This is a genomic window from Mesorhizobium qingshengii (assembly GCF_027563465.1).
In the GTDB taxonomy this organism is placed as follows: domain Bacteria; phylum Pseudomonadota; class Alphaproteobacteria; order Rhizobiales; family Rhizobiaceae; genus Mesorhizobium; species Mesorhizobium qingshengii_A.
In genome coordinates this window covers 657479-675647 of record NZ_JAPFQA010000001.1, presented here as the reverse complement: position 1 = coordinate 675647, position 18169 = coordinate 657479, and the positions used below count along the sequence as shown (strand labels likewise).

15 protein-coding genes are annotated in these 18169 nt (G+C 63.9%); 11 read left to right on the top strand and 4 right to left on the bottom strand.

Features of this window, described 5'->3' with window-relative positions; translation table 11 throughout:
* Positions 1 to 64: 64 nt before the first annotated feature.
* On the top strand, positions 65 to 727 hold the full coding sequence (locus OOJ09_RS03090) for a haloacid dehalogenase type II (RefSeq protein ID WP_091576979.1): 663 nt from the start codon (positions 65 to 67) through the stop codon (positions 725 to 727).
* Between the two features lie 174 nt (positions 728 to 901).
* A complete protein-coding gene (locus OOJ09_RS03085) occupies positions 902 to 1726 on the top strand; it encodes a L,D-transpeptidase (protein WP_269903770.1) in 825 nt (274 codons plus the stop codon).
* Positions 1727 to 1761: 35 nt separating this feature from the next.
* Here OOJ09_RS03085 and OOJ09_RS03080 read toward each other — a convergent pair whose 3' ends face one another.
* On the bottom strand, positions 1762 to 3309 hold the full coding sequence (locus tag OOJ09_RS03080; RefSeq protein WP_269903769.1) for a helicase HerA-like C-terminal domain-containing protein: 1548 nt from the start codon (positions 3307 to 3309) through the stop codon (positions 1762 to 1764).
* A gap of 318 nt (positions 3310 to 3627) precedes the next feature.
* Here OOJ09_RS03080 and OOJ09_RS03075 point away from each other — a divergent pair, with 318 nt between their 5' ends.
* The 3 genes from OOJ09_RS03075 to OOJ09_RS03065 all read left to right on the top strand — a co-directional run bounded on the left by OOJ09_RS03075 (position 3628) and on the right by OOJ09_RS03065 (position 7473).
* A complete protein-coding gene (locus tag OOJ09_RS03075; RefSeq protein WP_269903768.1) occupies positions 3628 to 5070 on the top strand; it encodes a methylmalonyl-CoA mutase subunit beta in 1443 nt (480 codons plus the stop codon).
* Positions 5067 to 7190 (top strand): methylmalonyl-CoA mutase, encoded by a 2124-nt coding sequence (scpA, locus tag OOJ09_RS03070; RefSeq protein WP_269903767.1) that lies wholly within the window; start codon positions 5067 to 5069, stop codon positions 7188 to 7190. Before OOJ09_RS03075 ends, scpA begins: the two co-directional genes overlap by 4 nt.
* Positions 7191 to 7251: 61 nt before the next feature.
* A complete protein-coding gene (locus tag OOJ09_RS03065) occupies positions 7252 to 7473 on the top strand; it encodes an AbrB/MazE/SpoVT family DNA-binding domain-containing protein (RefSeq protein ID WP_269903766.1) in 222 nt (73 codons plus the stop codon).
* A gap of 30 nt (positions 7474 to 7503) precedes the next feature.
* On the opposite strand, the gene greA is transcribed toward OOJ09_RS03065, so the two are convergent.
* A complete protein-coding gene (greA, locus tag OOJ09_RS03060) occupies positions 7504 to 7977 on the bottom strand; it encodes a transcription elongation factor GreA (RefSeq protein WP_269903765.1) in 474 nt (157 codons plus the stop codon).
* A 121-nt stretch (positions 7978 to 8098) separates the two neighbouring features.
* On the opposite strand from greA, the gene OOJ09_RS03055 reads away from it, so the two are divergent.
* Positions 8099 to 9475 (top strand): TIGR03808 family TAT-translocated repetitive protein, encoded by a 1377-nt coding sequence (locus OOJ09_RS03055; RefSeq protein ID WP_269903764.1) that lies wholly within the window; start codon positions 8099 to 8101, stop codon positions 9473 to 9475.
* 10 nt (positions 9476 to 9485) lie between these two features.
* Here OOJ09_RS03055 and OOJ09_RS03050 read toward each other — a convergent pair whose 3' ends face one another.
* Entirely contained in the window at positions 9486 to 10490 is a 1005-nt protein-coding gene (locus tag OOJ09_RS03050) for an asparaginase (RefSeq protein WP_269903763.1), read from the bottom strand.
* A 25-nt stretch (positions 10491 to 10515) separates the two neighbouring features.
* On the bottom strand, positions 10516 to 11682 hold the full coding sequence (locus OOJ09_RS03045) for an acetyl-CoA acetyltransferase (RefSeq protein WP_269903762.1): 1167 nt from the start codon (positions 11680 to 11682) through the stop codon (positions 10516 to 10518).
* 200 nt (positions 11683 to 11882) lie between these two features.
* On the opposite strand from OOJ09_RS03045, the gene betI reads away from it, so the two are divergent.
* Genes betI through betB form a run of 5 tightly spaced genes read left to right on the top strand, consistent with a single transcriptional unit; the run spans position 11883 to position 18166 of the window.
* Positions 11883 to 12473, top strand: a complete 591-nt coding sequence (betI, locus tag OOJ09_RS03040) for a choline-responsive transcriptional repressor BetI (protein WP_269903761.1) — start codon at positions 11883 to 11885, stop codon at positions 12471 to 12473.
* Positions 12470 to 13999, top strand: coding sequence for a choline-sulfatase (gene betC, locus OOJ09_RS03035; RefSeq protein WP_269903760.1), 1530 nt, complete (start codon positions 12470 to 12472; stop codon positions 13997 to 13999). The genes betI and betC overlap by 4 nt, the downstream gene beginning before the upstream one ends.
* Positions 13999 to 15000: a threonine/serine dehydratase gene (locus OOJ09_RS03030; protein WP_420107486.1), complete on the top strand. Its 1002-nt coding sequence runs from the start codon at positions 13999 to 14001 to the stop codon at positions 14998 to 15000. The genes betC and OOJ09_RS03030 overlap by 1 nt, the downstream gene beginning before the upstream one ends.
* Positions 14993 to 16645 (top strand): choline dehydrogenase, encoded by a 1653-nt coding sequence (gene betA, locus OOJ09_RS03025; RefSeq protein WP_269903758.1) that lies wholly within the window; start codon positions 14993 to 14995, stop codon positions 16643 to 16645. Before OOJ09_RS03030 ends, betA begins: the two co-directional genes overlap by 8 nt.
* Before the next feature lie 57 nt (positions 16646 to 16702).
* A complete protein-coding gene (betB, locus tag OOJ09_RS03020) occupies positions 16703 to 18166 on the top strand; it encodes a betaine-aldehyde dehydrogenase (RefSeq protein ID WP_269903757.1) in 1464 nt (487 codons plus the stop codon).
* Positions 18167 to 18169: the final 3 nt, after the last annotated feature.

The window sequence follows — 18169 nt, the reverse complement described above, 5'->3', positions numbered from 1 at the left end:
CCAGCGGCAGGCGCGGCACAATCAAAGCTTGCACCTCGCCTCGCCTCGCCCCAAAACTGTCGCCATGCAATACGCTACCTATGTTTTCGACGCCTACGGCACGCTGTTCGACGTGCATGCGGCCGTGCGCCGCCATGCCGATCAGATCGGACCAGACGGCCAGTTGCTGTCCGAGATCTGGCGCGCCAAGCAGCTCGAATATTCCTGGGTGAGGACGCTGATGGGCGCCTATGCCGATTTCTGGCAGTTGACCGAGCAGGCGCTCGATTTCGCCTTGCGCAAGGTTCCCTCAGCCGATCCCAGCCTCAAGGCAAAACTGCTGGACGCTTACTGGCGGCTGGATTGCTATCCCGAGGTGCCGGCCGTCCTCAAGGCGCTCAAGGCTTCTGGAGCGAGACTGGCGATCCTCTCCAATGGCTCGCCGGAAATGCTTGAGGCAGCGGTGAAGTCCGCCGCGCTCGACCAGGTTTTGGACGATGTCTATTCCGTCGATGCGGTGCGCCGCTTCAAGACCGACCCCTCGGTCTACGACATGGTCACTACCAGCCAGCGGCTCTACCCCGGCGCGGTTTCCTTCCAGTCCTCCAATCGCTGGGACATCGCGGGCGCCACCAAGTTCGGCTTCCGCACGGTATGGATCAACCGTTCCAACCAGCCCGAGGAATACCGCGATTTTCCACCAGCCCTGATCCTGCCAACCCTCGAAGCCCTGGTGTCCGGCAGCTAGGTCGCAGACCTGTGTCCCTGGCGCCACAGTGGCGGCACAGTCACAGCTTCGCCTTTCTTTGCCCACCTTCAAGCCAGAATCGGAACCGCCTATCGCGCCGGGTGTTGTAAGGCACCCGCGCGGCAGCCAGCGTATTGACGCTTTGTTGCGATTTGAGACCTAAAGAAGGCAACCATGTCCATAACCGAAATCGAATCCTATCGCCTGAGCCGTCGCGGCTTTCTGAACGCCGCTGCATTGGGCGCCGCTTCGATCGCGGTTTCCGCATGCGCCACCACCGGACTGGGACCGGTCGAGCCGCCGCCGCCAACCTATGTCGAGCCGCCGCTGCCCGACTATGCGACGATGTACGCGGCCGTCAGCGATGGCGGTTTCGACCTCCCGGCCATACCGTTCGAGAAGATCGATCCGCAGTACCTGCGTCAGATCGTTCCCGATCCGACGGGACAGAAGCCAGGCACGCTTATCGTCGACACAACCGGGCACCACCTCTATCTCGTGCGCCCTGGCGGCCAGGCCATCCGCTATGGTGTGGGTCTCGGCCGCGCCGGCTTCGAATGGTCCGGCGACGCCGTGGTCCAGTGGAAGCAGAAATGGCCGAAATGGACACCGCCGGATGAAATGATCGCCCGGCAGCCGGAACTGAAGCCATACAGCGCCGACAATGGCGGCATGCCCGGTGGGCTGAAGAATCCGCTCGGCGCGCGCGCGCTCTATCTTTTCCAGGGCAACGTGGACACGCTCTATCGCCTGCACGGCTCGCCGGAATGGAAATCGATCGGCAAATCGGTCTCTTCCGGCTGCGTTCGCTTCATGAACCAGGACATCATCGATCTCTATGATCGCGTGCCCTCCAAGAGCCCGGTCATCGTCACCGCCGATATCGGTCAGGCAATGGTGGCGACGGCCAACCGCAAGGCCATCCCGATCGACGCCGGCGTGCCGGAAGGATCGGTGCTTCTCGGGCCGCTAAAAGAGGTCACCAACTCGATCTTCTGACTAGCGAGGCAGCGGCAACGCCGCAGCTTCAAATCTTACCGCCCGCGCGACAGGCTGCCCAGGATCCCGCGCACGATGGCGCGTCCGACCGATGAGCCAACCGAGCGCACCACCGACTTGATCGCCGCCTCGGCCACGGTCTGGCGGTTGGACGGCCTTGGCGCCGGCGTGCGCCTGCTGCCTGATTGAGGCGCCGGATCGTCGTTGCCGAAGCCGGGTATGGTCCAGCGCGAGCCGCCGCTGCCGGCCTGCCGCGCCTGCTCTTCGGCGTCCTGCGCCTCCCTGGCCTTCTTCTGCAGCATCTCGAAAGCCGATTCGCGATCGACGACCTGGTCGTATTGGCCGGCGACCGGACTTTCCTGGATCAGCTTGCGACGCTCGTCGGGCGTGATCGGCCCCAGGCGCGAGGACGGCGGGCGGATCAGCGTCCGCTGCACCATGGACGGCACGCCCTTGGCTTCAAGCATCGAAACCAGAGCTTCGCCGGTGGCGAGCTGGGTGATTGCGGTGGAGCAGTCAAAGTCGGGATTTGGCCGGAACGTCTCGGCCGCCGTCTTTACCGCCTGCTGCTCACGCGGCGTATAGGCGCGCAGCGCGTGCTGTACGCGGTTGCCGAGCTGGGCCAGAACCTTTTCAGGGATATCCAACGGGTTCTGCGTGACGAAATAGACGCCGACGCCTTTCGAACGGATCAGGCGGACCACCTGCTCGACGCGATCGACCAGCACTTTGGGCGCTTCGTCGAACAGAAGATGCGCCTCGTCGAAGAAGAACACCAGTTTCGGCTTGTCGGGGTCGCCGACTTCCGGCAGCACTTCGAACAGCTCCGACATCAGCCACAGAAGGAATGTCGCGTAGAGCCGCGGATTCATCATCAGCTTGTCGGCGGCAAGCACGCTGATGGCACCGCGCCCGTCGCGCGTGGTGCGCATGATGTCGGAGATCCGCAGGGCCGGCTCGCCGAAGAAGTGCGCGGCGCCCTGCTGCTCGAGGACCAGCAGCGTGCGCTGGATGGCTCCGACCGACGGCTTCGTCACATTGCCGTAGCGCGAGCCGATCTCGTCGGCACGCTCGGCGATGTTGGCCAGGAGCGCCTGCAAATCCTTCATGTCGAGCAGCAGCAGGCCTTCCTCGTCCGCCAGGCGGAAGGCGATGTTCATGATGCCTTCCTGCGCCTCGGTCAGGTTCATCAGGCGCGACAAAAGCAGCGGCCCCATTTCCGAGACGGTGGCGCGGATCGGATGGCCCTGCTCCCCGAACAGGTCCCAGAAGATCACCGGAAATTCCTGAAAGTCATAGGGGTCGAGCTTGATCTGTTCGGCGCGCTTGACGAGGAAATCCTGTGCCGTACCCATCATGGCGATGCCGGACAGGTCGCCCTTGATGTCTGCGCAGAACACCGGCACGCCGGCGTTGGAAAAACCCTCCGCCAGGATCTGCAAGGTAACCGTCTTGCCGGTACCGGTGGCGCCGGTCACCAGGCCGTGGCGGTTCCCGTACTGCAGCAACAACTGCTCGGCACGCTGGTAGCTGTCGTCCGGCTTGCGGCTGGCGCCGATGAAAATACTGGTGTCGTCAGCCATGTGTCCGGTCTCCGCGAAGTGATGTCTTTAAAGCCAGCGGCCTTGCCGCTGGTATAGTGAGGCCGTTGCGCAGCGACAATGCCATTCGTCCAAACTGGGGCCATTCGTCCAAACTGGGGCCATTCGTCGAAATCGGATTTTTGGAGCTTGCGGATCTTGCCGGTGTTTGGCAATCGTTCATGGTTCGTGCCCGCGGTCGACCTATATCCGATGGATCGAATTCAGCCCCCTGGAAGGGCTTGGATTGCGATATCGGACCGGGGGCCGTAGACTGAATTGCTCCAGGTTGGTGCGGCCGCATAAAAGCGAGGAAGACGGATGGGCGCCGGAGCCTTGATCCAGAATGTTGAACCCGCAAACGCCGAGCGGCAGCGATGGCTGGCCCTGGCGGAAAAGGCGCTTGCCGGCGCTTCCTTCGAGGAAAAGCTGGTCTCCCATACAGACGACAACATCCGCATCGAACCGCTCTACGACCGCTGCATGGCAGCGGAACCGATGGTACGCGCGAACCCCACATTGCCCTGGATCGTCAGCCAGCGGGTCGACGATCCCGACATCGCCCGCGCCCAGGCCCAGGCGCTGGAGGACGTGGCGCAGGGGGCCACTGGATTGTCGCTTGTCTTCGAAGGCGCCCCGAATGCATTCGGCTATGGCCTGCCGAGGACAGCGCAGGCACTGGAGACGGTGCTGGACGGCGTGCCCCTCAACCGCGTGCAGATCCGCATCGACGCCCATCCCTGGAGCCGCGCCGTGGCCGACTGGCTGGTGGCGTTCCTGAGCAAACGCCGGTCCGATCCGACAAAGCTCAACCTTTCCTTCGGCATCGATCCGGCGGCTATTTTTGCCGGAACCGGCCGGTTGCGCATGTCGATCGAGGCCCTGCAGGCATCGATGCCGCAATCGCTGGCGCATTTCTTCTCGATGGGCGTTCCGGGCGTGCTTCTGGAAGCCGACGGGCGCGTGTTTCACAATGCCGGCGCGACGGAAGCACAAGAACTCGGCATCATGCTCGCTTCCGCGGTGTCCTATCTCAGAATGTTCGAGAAGGCGCGGCAGCCGCTTGTCTATGCCGCGCCCCATATCGGTTTCGCGCTGAGCGTCGACCAGGACCAGTTCCTGTCGATGGCCAAGGTCCGGGCCCTGCGCAGGCTCTGGGCGCGTGTACAGGAGGCGTGCTCGATCCCGAATTCCACGGCCAATGTCCATGCCGAGACATCGTTTCGCATGATGACGGCGATGGATTGCGAGACGAACATCCTGCGTACCGCCATTGCCGGCTTCGCCGCGGCGGCGGGCGGCGCGGATTCGATCTCCATCCTGCCGCACACGATCGTGCATGGCCTGCCGGCGGGCTTTGCCCGCCGAGTCGCCCGCAACGCGCAACTGATCATGGCCCATGAAAGCCATATCGATCATGTCGCCGATCCCGCCTGTGGTTCCGGCGCGGTCGAAGCGCTGACCGCGGAACTGTGCGAGGTGGCCTGGGCGGAATTGCAGACGATCGAGGCCGAGGGCGGCGTGTTGTCCAGCCTCCAGGACGGACATATCCAGGCACGCGTTCACGCCGCGGCGGGGCGGCGCAACGCGGCCTACAAGGCAGGCGAACGGGCCATCATCGGCACCACACTCTATCCCCTGAAAAGCGATCGTCCGGTCGAAACACTGGCGGCGGAACGGCGACCTGCCTTCACCGAAGGCGTTGCCGTCTGCGAGCCCCTGTTTCCCGTCCGCATCGACCAGTCGATCGGAGCCGTCTCTTGATCCCGGATTTCAGCCAGATCGGCTGGGTGCCGCCACGCCGCGTTCCCGTCGAGGTCAAGGGCCAGCGGACGACGCCGGAAGGTCTGGTCGTCAAGCATCTGTACAATCAGGGCGACCTCAAGGGCTTGTCGCATCTCGACACCTATCCGGGCCTGCCGCCCTTCGTGCGAGGCCCCTATCCGACCATGTATGTCCAGCAACCCTGGACGATCCGGCAATATGCCGGCTTCTCGACAGCGGAGGAGTCCAACGCCTTTTACCGGCGCAACCTTGCCGCCGGCCAGAAGGGCCTGTCGGTCGCCTTCGATCTCGCCACGCATCGGGGTTATGACAGCGACCATCCGCGCGTCGCCGGCGATGTCGGCATGGCGGGCGTCGCCATCGATTCCATCCTCGACATGCGGCAACTGTTCGACGAGATTCCGCTCGGCGACATGACGGTGTCGATGACGATGAACGGCGCGGTGCTGCCGATCATGGCGCTCTACATCGTGGCGGCGGAAGAACAGGGCGTTGCGCAGAAGAATCTCGCCGGAACGATTCAGAACGACATTCTGAAGGAGTTCATGGTCCGCAACACCTACATCTACCCGCCGAAGCCCTCTATGCGGATCGTTTCGGACATCTTCTCCTATACGTCGAAGAACATGCCGAAGTTCAATTCGATCTCGATCTCCGGCTATCACATGCAGGAGGCCGGTGCGACAGCCGACCTCGAGCTTGCCTATACCATCGCCGACGGCATCGAATATGCCCGCGCCGGCGTCGCGGCGGGCCTCGATATCGACCGCTTCGCGCCGCGCCTGTCCTTCTTCTGGGCGATCGGCATGAATTTCTTCATGGAAGTGGCCAAGCTGAGGGCGGCGCGCCTGTTGTGGGCGACCTTGATGGCCAAGAACTTTTCGCCGAAGGACGAACGCTCGCTGTCGCTGCGCACCCATTGCCAGACCTCGGGCTGGTCGCTGACGGCGCAGGACCCCTACAACAACATCATCCGCACCATGATCGAGGCGATGGCGGCGACGCAGGGCCACACGCAGTCGCTGCACACCAATTCCTTCGACGAGGCGATGGCACTGCCAACCGACCACTCGGCGCGCATCGCCCGCAACACGCAGCTCGTCCTGCAGAAGGAATCCGGCATCACGCGCATCATCGATCCCTGGGGCGGCTCCGCCTATCTCGAGCGGCTCACGCATGACCTGGCGGCGCGCGCACTTGCCCATATCGAGGAGGTCGAGGCGCTCGGCGGCATGGCCGCCGCGACGGAAAAGGGCATACCTAAGCTGCGCATCGAAGAGGCAGCGGCGCGCACGCAGGCGCGCATCGATTCCGGCGAACAGATGCTGGTCGGCGTCAACGCCCATCGTCCAGGGACCGACATCGAGGTCGACGTGCTGAAGATCGACAATGCCGAAGTCAGGGCCCGGCAATTGTCGAAGCTGCAAAGGCTGAAAGGCACGCGCGATGTCGCAGCCGTCGAAAGCGCGCTCGATGCGCTGACCCGCGCCGCACAGGGCAATGAAAACCTGCTGGAGTTCGCCATCCGCGCCGCGCGCGCCAACGCCACCGTCGGCGAGATCTCGTTCGCGTTGGAGAAAGCCTTTGGCCGCCACGTTGCAACGGTCCAGACCATTTCCGGCGTCTACCGCAAGGCGCTCGGCGACAATCCGGTGGTCGACCGGCTGCAGGACAAGCTTGAAGCCTTCGCGAAGAAATTCGGCGGCAAGCCGCGCATCCTCGTCGCCAAGATGGGACAGGACGGCCACGACCGTGGCCAGAAGGTCATCGCCACGGCTTTCGCCGATCTCGGTTTCGACGTCACCGTCGGCGCAATGTTCCAGACGCCGGACGAAATCGCGAAACTGGCGATCGAACATGATGTCCATATCGTCGGCGCCTCGTCGCTGGCGGCGGGACATCTGACATTGATCCCCGAGTTGCGCGACGCGCTGAAAAAGCTCGGACGAAGTGACATGCTGATCGTGGCCGGCGGCGTGATCCCGCCGCAGGACTATGACGCGGTGCTGGAGGCCGGCGCGGCGGAAATCTTTCCGCCGGGCACCGTCATTCCGGAGGCGGCGGATCGGCTGATGGACAGGCTGCTGGCAGCCGGTTGAACACTGCTGCATAGCTGAACAAGCTGCGCTACAATCAGCGTTGCAAAAGGGATGCAGCTCCGTGAAAACGACCATCCGCAAAATCGGAGATTCCGAAGGCGTAATCGTGCCGAGGGAGCTTCTTGACCGCATGAATCTGCGGGTGGGCGATCAGCTTCAAATCGTCGAAACCGACGATGGCATAGTCTTGAGACCTGCGACCGACAGCTTCGATCGGCAGATGAAGGCTGCCCGTGATGTCATGGACAAATATAAGGCCGGGCTTCAGAAGCTTGCCGAATAACCGCCAAATCGGCGCCCGATGTGAAACGCCCTAGCTGTCTGAAAGCTTGACGATTTCCCATTCCTTGCCGTTGACAACAGCCACGTCGCCAATTTTCTTGCCGAACAGGGCTACGGCCATCGGCGAGACGTGGGAAATCGTGCCCTTGGCCGGGTCGGCCTCGTCCTCGCCGACGATTTTCCAGTGCACCTTCTTGCCGTCATCGCCCTCAAGCGTGGCACCCATGCCGAAGCGAACTAGGTCGCTGCCCGGCTCCGGCACGGACAGCTCGGCGCTTTCCCGCCGGGCGGTCCAATAGCGCAGGTCGCGCGACACCACCGCGATGCGCTCGCGGTCGGCTTTCCTTTCGGCTTTCGCCAGAACGTCGCGCAAGTCCGCCAGATTTTCCTCGATCATCGCCAAGCCGTGCTCCGTCACCAGATTGCGGTGCTGGCTGATCGGCCGCTCGCCGACGCCGGCGATGGCGTTTTCGCTGTCTTCCTCGCGAGTAAAGGCTCTGCTCATTGGTTGAACTTAGACGTGGAGAGGCTGCTCGACAAGCCATTGTCGTTACCCCCCGAGAGGAGAGACAAAACGTCTGGCACAATTCCTGCGGTGTCGGGGTTGAACACCAGGATCTGTGCCGATGTTGAACAGACGAAAGCTGCTGACTGGAACGGCTGGGTTCGCCGTATTCGGCCTCTCGCTCGGCAGAGCAGCGGCCGCAGGCCTGACCGGCATCGAGAAAGCGTCCATGCGCGGTTCGATCAACGCCACCGAACTTGGCGTGCAGCCGGGCACCCTTGACGATCAGAGCAAGGCCTTCGCCAAGCTGCTGCGCGACGCGAACGACCGCGACATGCCGGTGTTCCTGCCGCCGGGCACTTATGTCGTCTCCAACCTCTCGCTGCCCAGCCGCGTGCGTCTTTCCGGCGTGCCGGGCGCAACGCGGATCGTCTATGGCGGCGACGGGCACCTCTTCATGGCCGAACAGGCCGATCATATCGAAGTCGGCGGGCTGGTCCTCGATGGCGCAAACCGCTCGATGGGCGACTACGCGCAGGGGCTGCTCGACTTGCGCCGGGTCGCTCACCTGGTCGTCGACAATTGCCAGGTCACCGGCAGCGGCAAGAACGGACTGGCGCTGGAACGCGTGACGGGCCGGGTCGAACGCTCGGACATATCGGGCGCTGCCGACGCCGGCATCTATTCGGTCGAGGCTGGCGGATTGGCGATCACAGACAACACCGTCTCCGACTGCGCCAATGGCGGCATCCTCGTGCACCGCTGGCAGGCGGCGGAGGACGGCACCATGGTCACCGGCAACCGCGTCGAACGCATCCAGGCGCGTAGCGGCGGAACCGGCCAGAACGGCAATGGCATCAACGCGTTCCGGGCCGGCAATGTCGTCATCTCCAGCAACATCGTCTCGGATTGCGCGTTCTCGGCGATCCGGGCCAACAGCGCCAGCAATCTGCAGATATCAGGCAATACCTGCTCGCGTTCGGGTGAGACCGCGGTCTATTCCGAATTCTCCTTCGAAGGCGCCGTCATCAGCAACAATATCGTCGACGGCGCCGCCAACGGCATCTCGATCGTCAACTTCAACGAAGGCGGCCGCCTGGGGGTCTGCACGGGCAACATCGTGCGCAATCTGTCGACCCGTGGCCCCTACCCCGCCGACCCGCCCGGGTTTGGCGTCGGCATCAGCGTCGAAGCCGACACGACCGTGTCCAACAATGTCATCGAGAACGCGCCGCTCTATGGCATGCAGATCGGCTGGGGGCCGTTCCTGCGCAACGTCGTCGCCACAGGGAACGTCATCCGCAAGGCTGGAACCGGCATTGTCGTATCCGTGGTCGAGGGTGCCGGCACGGCCGTCATTTCCGACAATGTCATCGATGGCGCGCGTAACGGCGCCGTTGTCGGCCAGCGCTGGGCCGAGCCAGCGACGGGCGACCTGACATCATCGGACAATACCGGCTATGCCCATCTGACCGTCGAGCGCAATCACGTCAGCTGAGTGATCGTTTTCAATTCAAGGCTGCAGTTGGCCTGACAGCGCCGACCTTGGCGCCGACCCGGCTTTCAATTGGAGCATTTGCCAGCCCGACCAGCTTGCCGGCCAAAGCCTCGTCCGCGCGCAACAGCCTGGCAAGTACGGTGGCAGCCATGGCCTCGCCGGCGCGGCCTGCCCCATCATCGCATTTGATCGCTATGCCGAGACCAAGCTCCGGTATCGCGCTACAGTGGACACCTTCGGCGCCGCCTTTCGCAAAAATCCGGCCAGGTGCTGCTTCCATCAAAGCGACGTCGGCGCGGCCGGTGCCGGCGACGAAGAACGGTTCTGCCATGCAGGCGCCTAGCAACCGCTTCGCGGCCTTGGCTCGCTCCGGGCCGAAACCTGTCGTCGTCACCATGCGGGCAAAGCCGAGGGCGAAACTCCTGAGCGGCACCGCGTAGGTTGGGATCGAGCAGCCATCGGTCGCCCGTTGATCGGCGCCATGGGCAGCACCCGTCACCGCCTGCATGGCGTCGCGCACCATTTCCTGCAAGGCGTGATCCGCCCTGACGTAGCCGCTGTGCGCAATGCCCGTGTGGACGCACGTGCAGAGGAAGCCGGAATGCTTGCCGGAGCAGTTGTTGTGCAGCGCGTTCGGCGTTCCGCCGGCGCGGGCGAGTGAAATCTCCGCGTCATGATTGGAGGGCCAATGCGCGCCGCATTCGAGCGCCGACCCGTCCAGGCCTGCCCTGGCCAGCATGGAACGCGCCAGTTCGACATGCGCCGGCTCGCCCGAATGGGACGCGCAGGCGAGTGCCAGCTCGCGGTTGCCGAAGCCATAGGCATCGGCGGCCCCGCTCTCGACCAGCGGCAGCGCCTGGATGGCCTTGACCGCCGAGCGTGGAAACACCGGCTTCGAGGTGTCGCCGATCTCCAGGACCGGCTTGCCGTCGGCGTCGAAGACCGCGACCGCACCGCGATGAGCACTCTCGACGATCGCGCCGCGCAAGACTTCGATCAGAACCGGATTTGTCATGTCACCTCCCGCAAATGCGGGCGGTTTATCTGATCCGGTCGAGAATGGAAACGTAGTTGGCGACCGCGGCACCACCCATGTTGAAGATGCCGCCAAGTTTTGCGCCCGGTACCTGGATGCCACCCGCCTCGCCGACCAGCTGCATTGCGGTCAGGACATGCATGGAGACGCCAGTAGCGCCGATCGGATGGCCCTTGGCCTTCAGCCCGCCGGAGGGGTTGACCGGCAGGCGGCCATGCTTCGCCGTCTCTCCGCTCATGGCAAGCTTTGCCCCCTCACCCGGCTTCGCCAGACCCATGGCCTCGTATTCGATCAGCTCGGCGATGGTGAAGCAGTCATGCGTCTCGACGAAGGAAAGATCGTCGAGCGTCACGCCGGCGTTCTTCAGCGCACGGTTCCAGGCCTGCTCGCAGCCTTCGAAGGCGAGGATGTCGCGCTTCGACATCGGCAGGAAGTCCTGCACATGCTCGTTGGCACGGAAGGCGACGGCACGGCGCATCTTCAGCGCCGTCCCGGTATCGGCAAGGATAAGGGCAGCGGCTCCGTCGGAGACCAGCGAGCAGTCGGTGCGCTTGAGCGGACCGGCAACGAACGGGTTCTTCTCGCTCTCCTGGCGGCAGAACTCATAGCCGAAATCCTTGCGCATCTGCGCATAGGGATTGTCGACGCCGTTCTTGTGGTTCTTGGCGGCGATCATCGCCAGCGCGTCGGACTGGTCGCCATAGCGCTGGAAATAGGCCTGCGCGATTTTGCCGAAGACGCCGGCGAAACCGGCCGGCGTGTCGCCGTCCTCGGGCAGATAAGAAGCCTTGAGCAGGTTCTTGCCGATCTCGGGACCAGGCGTCGTCGTCATCTGCTCGGCGCCGACCACCAGCACGATACGGGCGGCGTTGGCATCGATGGCGCGAATGCCTTGCCTGACCGCCGCCGAACCGGTGGCGCAAGCGTTTTCGACGCGCGTCGCCGGCTTGAAGCGGAGCCGGTCGTCAGCCTGGAGGACCAGGCTGGCGGTAAAATCCTGCGGCGAAAAGCCGGCGTTGAAGTGGCCGAGCACGATCTCGTCGACCTCGTCCGGACCAATTCCGGCATGGTCGAGCGCGTCCGTTGCCACCTTGACGATCAGGCCTTCCAGCGTCTCGCCTTCGAGCTTGCCGAAGCGCGAATGCGCCCAGCCAACGATGCATGCGGTCATGGCGGTCTCCATCCTTGGCGCCAGCCTGGCATGTGGGCACATGGCGCACTTCGCGTTTATTGTTCAAATGTAAACAATCTTGCCGGCTTCGGAAAGGGCCGGAACCAGACAATCGCTTGGTACAGGCTGAGTCACCGCCAATTTTTTTGTTGATTGACCCGTCAATAAAAAATAATCCTGCTTCAAAGGACCATAGCGAAATGCCGAAAGTTGGAATGGAACCCCTGCGCCGCAAGGCGCTCATCGACGCGACGATCTCGGCGATCGGGGAGCGCGGCTCGCTTGACGTGACCATGTCCGAGATCGCCGGGCGCGCCGGCGTTTCATCGGCCCTGGCGCATCACTATTTCGGCGCCAAGGACGAATTGCTGCTGGCGACGATGCGGCACATCCTGGCCGAACTGACCGCCGACACGTTGCGCGCCCTCGGTTCGGCCAGCACCTCGCGCGAACGTGTCTCGGCCGTGGTGGCCGTCAATTTCTCCGACATCCAGTTCCAGCCGGAAACCATCGCCGCATGGCTGGCCTTCTATGTCGAGGCGCAGAAGTCTCCCTCGCTGCGACGGCTGCTCAGGGTCTACGCGCGACGGCTGCATTCGAACCTGATGAGCGGGCTGACCGGCATCCTGCCCCGAGCAGAAGCCGACCGCGTCGCCGAAGCGACCGCGGCGATGATCGACGGGCTCTACATCAGGCGGGCGCTGAAAGACGGCGTGCCCGATGCCGCGACCGCGATCGCGCTGGTCGAGGACTATCTCGAAATCAAACTCGGCGAGCGGCACAAACAGTGACAACGAAGCGACCCAATTTCCTGATCGTCATGGTCGATCAGCTCAACGGGACCTTGTTTCCCGATGGGCCGGCCGCGTTTCTTCACGCTCCAAATTTGAAAGCGCTGGCCGCGCGTTCGGCACGATTTGCCAACAACTACACGGCGTCGCCACTGTGCGCGCCGGGGCGCGCCTCGTTCATGAGCGGCCAGTTGCCGTCGCGCACCGAGGTCTATGACAACGCCGCCGAGTTCGCCTCGTCGATCCCGACCTTTGCCCATCACCTGCGCGCCGATGGCTATCACACCTGCCTGTCGGGCAAGATGCATTTTGTCGGACCGGACCAGTTGCACGGCTTCGAGGAACGGCTGACCACCGACATCTATCCCGCCGATTTCGGCTGGACGCCGGACTATCGCAAACCCGGCGAGCGCATCGACTGGTGGTATCATAATCTGGGCTCGGTGACCGGCGCCGGCGTCGCCGAGATCAGCAACCAGATGGAGTATGACGACGAGGTTGCCTTCCATGCGGTGCAGAAGCTCTATGATTTCGCCCGCGTTTCCGACGACGCGTCGCACCGGCCCTGGTGCCTGACCGTTTCCTTCACCCATCCGCACGACCCCTACGTGGCGCGGCGGCAATATTGGGACCTCTACGAGGACTGCCCTGCGCTCGAGCCTGAAGTGGGCTTCATTCCTTACGACAAGCAGGACCCGCATTCGCAGCGGCTTTATCGAGCCAGCGACTATGACAGCTTCGACATCACGGTCGAGCAGATCCGCCGCTCGCGGCGCGGCTACTTCGCCAACATCTCCTATCTCGACGACAAGGTCGGTGAATTGCTGTCGGTGCTGGAACGCACCCGCATGCTCGACGACACCATCATCCTGTTCTGCTCGGATCACGGCGACATGCTCGGCGAGCGTGGCCTGTGGTTCAAGATGTGCTTCTTCGAGGGTTCGGCGCGGGTGCCGCTGATGATCGCCGGCAAGGGCGTACCGGCTGGCCTGGTCGAGGCGCCGGTCTCCAATCTCGACGTGACGCCGACGCTGTGCGATCTCGCCGGCATCGACATGAGTGCGATTGCGCCCTGGACCGACGGCCAGTCGCTGCTGCCGCTGCTCGATGGCAAACAGCGCGCCGCACCGGTGCTGATGGAATATGCGGCCGAAGGCTCCAACGCGCCCCTCGTGGCGATCCGCGACGGCCGTTACAAATTCGTCCATTGCGAAATCGATCCGCCACAACTCCATGACGTCGAAGCCGACCCGCATGAGTTGAGCAATCTCGCCACCGATCCGGCGCATGCCGATCTGGTGGCGGCTTTCATGGCAAAGGTCCGGGCGCGCTGGGACATGGCTGGCTTCGACGCCGCCGTTCGCGCCAGCCAGGCCCGCCGCTGGGTGGTCTATCCGGCGTTGCGCAACGGCACGCATTACCCCTGGGAGTTCCAGCCACTCCAGAAGGCCTCCGAGCGCTACATGCGCAACCATATGGATCTCAACGTGCTCGAAGAGCAGAAGCGGTTTCCGCGAGGCGAATGATGACAGACCTTCTCGTCCCCTCCCTCGACCATCTCAAGCAGGCCTATGCCGTCACCTCCCGGGCGACGCAGATCACGCCGCTGCTGGAATCGGCAGCCTTGGCCAGGGAGACCGGCGCGGCCCGTGTTTTCATCAAGCCGGAATCGCTGCAATGGGCAGGCTCCTTCAAGGTGCGCGGCGCCTACTGGCGCCTGAAGCAGCTTTCGCCTGACGAAGCAAAGAAGGGGGTCGTTGCCTATTCCTCCGGCAATTTCGCGCAAGGGCTGGCGGCTGCCGGGCAGGCGCTTGGCATTCCCGTCACCATCGTCATGCCGATCGACGCACCGGCCGCCAAGCGCGACGCCACCGCGGGTTATGGCGCCCGCGTCGTGCTCACCGACCATGGCGAGCGCGCGCGCGAGGAAGTCGCCGCCGCCAAGGCACGCGAGATCGCCGAAACCGAGGGGCTGGCCTTGCTGCATCCGTTCGACGATCCCGAGATCGTCGCCGGCCAGGCGGGCGCCGGTCTCGAAGCGCTCGACCAACTCGCCGCCAAGGATGCCAGCGCCGACCTTTTGTTCTGCTCGGTCGGCGGCGGTGGTCTGATCGGCGGCGTTTCGCTCGCCTTTCACTATCTGTCGCCCGCCACCGAGATCATCGGCGTCGAGCCGGAAGGCTTCAACGGCATGGGCTCGTCGCTGGCGCATGGCAACATCGAGACGATGCCGATCGGACCAAAGTCGATCTGCGACGGACTGATGTCGCGACGGCCGGGCGACGCACCGTTCGCAGCGGTCAAGACCGCGGGCGTTCGCGGCATCACCGTCGATGATCAGTCGGTGCGGCGGGCCATGCGGATCGCCTTCGAGCGCATGAAGCTGGTGCTCGAACCGTCGGGCGCGGCGTCGCTGGCGGCACTGCTCGGCGGCAAGGTGGATGTGAAGGGCAAGACCGTCCTTGTAGTGGCAACCGGCGGCAACGTTTCGCTCGCCGATTTTATGGCGCATATGAACCATGCTTGAAGCGGATTTCGTCATCATCGGCTCTGGCTCGGCCGGCTCGGCCATGGCCTACCGCCTGTCGGAAGACGGCAAGCATTCGGTGATCGTCATCGAATTCGGCGGCTCGGATATCGGGCCACTGATCCAGATGCCGTCAGCGCTGTCGATCCCGCTCAACATGAGCCTCTACGACTGGGGCTTTGCCAGCGAGCCGGAGCCGCATCTCGGCGGCCGCGTGCTGGCGACGCCGCGCGGCAAGGTCATCGGCGGCTCGTCCTCGATCAACGGCATGGTCTATGTGCGCGGCCATGCCCGCGACTTCGACCATTGGGCTGAAGAGGGTGCCGCCGGCTGGGGTTTTGCCGACGTGCTTCCCTATTTCAAGCGCATGGAAGATTCGGACGGTGGCGAGGATGGCTGGCGCGGCCACGGGGGGCCGCTGCATGTCCAGCGTGGTTCGCTGCGCAATCCTCTCTACGGCGCCTTCGTCGAGGCCGGCCGCCAGGCCGGGTTTGAACTGACCGACGACTACAATGGCTCCAAGCAGGAAGGCTTCGGGCCGATGGAGCAGACCATTCGAGGCGGCCGCCGCTGGTCGGCGGCGAGCGCCTATCTGAAGCCGGCGCTCGGGCGCAAAAACGTGAGTCTGGTCAAGGGCTTTGCCCGGCGGGTGATCATCGAGAATCAACGCGCCATCGGCGTCGAGATCGAAGCTCACAAACAGATTCAGGTCGTTAAGGCGCGACGTGAGGTGATCGTCGCGGCGTCGTCGATCAACTCGCCCAAGATCCTGATGCTGTCCGGCATCGGACCGGCCGAGCATTTGCGCGAAAACGGCATTGCCGTGGTGGCCGACCGGCCCGGCGTCGGCCGCAACCTGCAGGATCATATGGAGCTCTACATCCAGCAGGAATCAACTAAGCCGATCACGCTGAATTCGGTGCTCAACCCGTTCTCGAAAGCGCTGATTGGCGCGCAGTGGCTGTTCTTCAAGACCGGCCTCGGCGCCACCAACCATTTCGAGGCGGCCGCTTTCGTACGCTCGCGCGCCTGCGTCGAGTACCCAGATATCCAGTACCATTTCATCCCGGCGGCGGTCCGCTATGACGGCAAGGCGGCGGCAAAGTCGCACGGCTTCCAGGCACATGTCGGGCCGATGCGTTCGAAGTCGCGCGGCTCGGTGACACTGCGTTCGCCGGATCCCCAATCGAAGCCGGTGATCCGCTTCAATTACATGTCGCATCCAGACGACTGGACCGAGTTCCGCCACTGCATCCGGCTGACACGCGAGATCTTCGGCCAGTCGGCCTTTGACGCCTATCGCGGCAAGGAAATCTCGCCGGGCTCGCACGTGCAGTCGGACGACGATCTTGACGTCTTCATCAGGGATCACGCCGAGAGCGCCTACCATCCTTGCGGCACCTGCAAGATGGGTCGCGCCGACGATCTGATGAGTGTTGTCGATCCGGAATGCCGGGTCATCGGTGTCGATGGACTGCGTGTCGCCGATTCCTCGATCTTTCCACGCGTCACCAACGGCAACCTCAACGCGCCGTCGATCATGACCGGCGAGAAGGCATCCGACCACATTCTTGGCCGCACGCCGCTGGCGCCGTCCAACCAGGAACCATGGATCAATCCGCGCTGGCAGCTATCAGACAGATAGGCCATGATCGTGTGACCGCACGATCCGCATGCCGCGACAGACAATTTGGAGACTTCCATGCGCGCCCAGCCCACGGCATCGCACTATGTCAACGGACGCTACATAGAGGACGAAGGCGGCGCACCGCTGCCGGTCATCTATCCGGCAACCGGCGAGACCATCGCCATGCTGCGTTCGGCGACGCCGAATGTGCTGGAACTCGCCATCGAGGCCGCGCGGGCAGCCCAGCCCGCCTGGGCGCGGCTGAAGCCGGTCGAACGCGGGCGCATCCTGCGCCGCGCCGCCGACATATTGCGCGCCCGTAATGCCGACCTCGCCCGCATCGAGACGCTCGACACAGGCAAGGCGATCCAGGAGACGCTGGTGGCCGACGCTCCGTCGGCCGCGGATTGCCTCGAATATTTCGGCGGCGCGGTCGCCGCCTACAATGGCGAATCTGTCGACCTCGGCGGGCCCTTCGCCTACACCCGGCGCGAAGCGCTCGGCGTCTGCGTCGGCATCGGCGCCTGGAACTACCCAATCCAGATCGCCGGCTGGAAATCAGCCCCGGCGCTCGCCATGGGCAACGCCATGGTGTTCAAGCCGTCGGAAAACACACCGCTGTCGGCGCTGGCGCTGGCCGAGATCTACAGCGAAGCCGGCCTGCCCGATGGGCTGTTCAACGTGGTGCAAGGCTATGGCGACGTCGGCGCCGGGCTTGTCGGACATGATGTCGTCGCCAAGGTCTCGGTGACCGGCTCGGTGCCGACCGGCCGCAAGGTGTTGTCGCTTGCCGGCTCGAAGATGAAGCACGCGACGATGGAACTCGGCGGCAAGTCGCCGCTGATCGTCTTCGACGACGCCGACCTCGAAAACGCCATTGGCGGCGCCATGCTCGGCAATTTCTATTCAACCGGTCAGATCTGCTCCAACGGCACGCGCGTCTTCGTGCAGAGCGGCATCCACGACCGCTTCGTCGAACGGCTGGTCGAGCGGACGAAGAAAATCCGCATCGGCGATCCGCTCGACCCTGAGACCCAGATGGGGCCGCTGGTGTCGAAGGCGCAGCACGACAAGGTCGTCGGCTATATCGGGATCGGCAGGCAGGATGGCGCGACGCTTGCCTGCGGTGGCAACGTACCTTCGCTGCAAGGTTTCCAAGGCGGCTTCTTCGTCGAGCCGACAGTGTTCACCGACGTCACCGACACGATGCGCATCGCCCGCGAGGAGATTTTCGGGCCGGTGATGAGCGTGCTGAAATTCGATGGCGAGGACGAGGTGATCGACCGCGCCAACGACACCGAGTTCGGCCTTGCCGCCGGCGTGTTCACGCGCGACCTGTCGCGCGCCCACCGCGTCATCGCCGAGTTGCAGGCCGGCACCTGCTGGATCAATGCCTACAATCTGACGCCGGTGGAAATCCCGTTCGGCGGCTTCAAGCAATCCGGCATAGGACGCGAGAATTCACTGGCGGCGCTAGCGCTCTATTCGCAGCTGAAGTCGATCTATGTCGAGACAGGAGATGTGGCGAGCCCCTACTGAGGC

Coding starts and splice junctions, on each gene's coding strand:
- OOJ09_RS03090 (WP_091576979.1), top strand. CDS start 65: ATGCAATACGCTACCTATGTTTTCGACGCCTACGGCACGCTGTTCGAC.
- OOJ09_RS03085 (WP_269903770.1), top strand. CDS start 902: ATGTCCATAACCGAAATCGAATCCTATCGCCTGAGCCGTCGCGGCTTT.
- OOJ09_RS03080 (WP_269903769.1), bottom strand. CDS start 3,309: ATGGCTGACGACACCAGTATTTTCATCGGCGCCAGCCGCAAGCCGGAC.
- OOJ09_RS03075 (WP_269903768.1), top strand. CDS start 3,628: ATGGGCGCCGGAGCCTTGATCCAGAATGTTGAACCCGCAAACGCCGAG.
- greA (WP_269903765.1), bottom strand. CDS start 7,977: ATGAGCAGAGCCTTTACTCGCGAGGAAGACAGCGAAAACGCCATCGCC.
- OOJ09_RS03055 (WP_269903764.1), top strand. CDS start 8,099: ATGTTGAACAGACGAAAGCTGCTGACTGGAACGGCTGGGTTCGCCGTA.
- OOJ09_RS03050 (WP_269903763.1), bottom strand. CDS start 10,490: ATGACAAATCCGGTTCTGATCGAAGTCTTGCGCGGCGCGATCGTCGAG.
- OOJ09_RS03045 (WP_269903762.1), bottom strand. CDS start 11,682: ATGACCGCATGCATCGTTGGCTGGGCGCATTCGCGCTTCGGCAAGCTC.
- betI (WP_269903761.1), top strand. CDS start 11,883: ATGCCGAAAGTTGGAATGGAACCCCTGCGCCGCAAGGCGCTCATCGAC.
- OOJ09_RS03030 (WP_420107486.1), top strand. CDS start 13,999: ATGACAGACCTTCTCGTCCCCTCCCTCGACCATCTCAAGCAGGCCTAT.
- betA (WP_269903758.1), top strand. CDS start 14,993: ATGCTTGAAGCGGATTTCGTCATCATCGGCTCTGGCTCGGCCGGCTCG.
- betB (WP_269903757.1), top strand. CDS start 16,703: ATGCGCGCCCAGCCCACGGCATCGCACTATGTCAACGGACGCTACATA.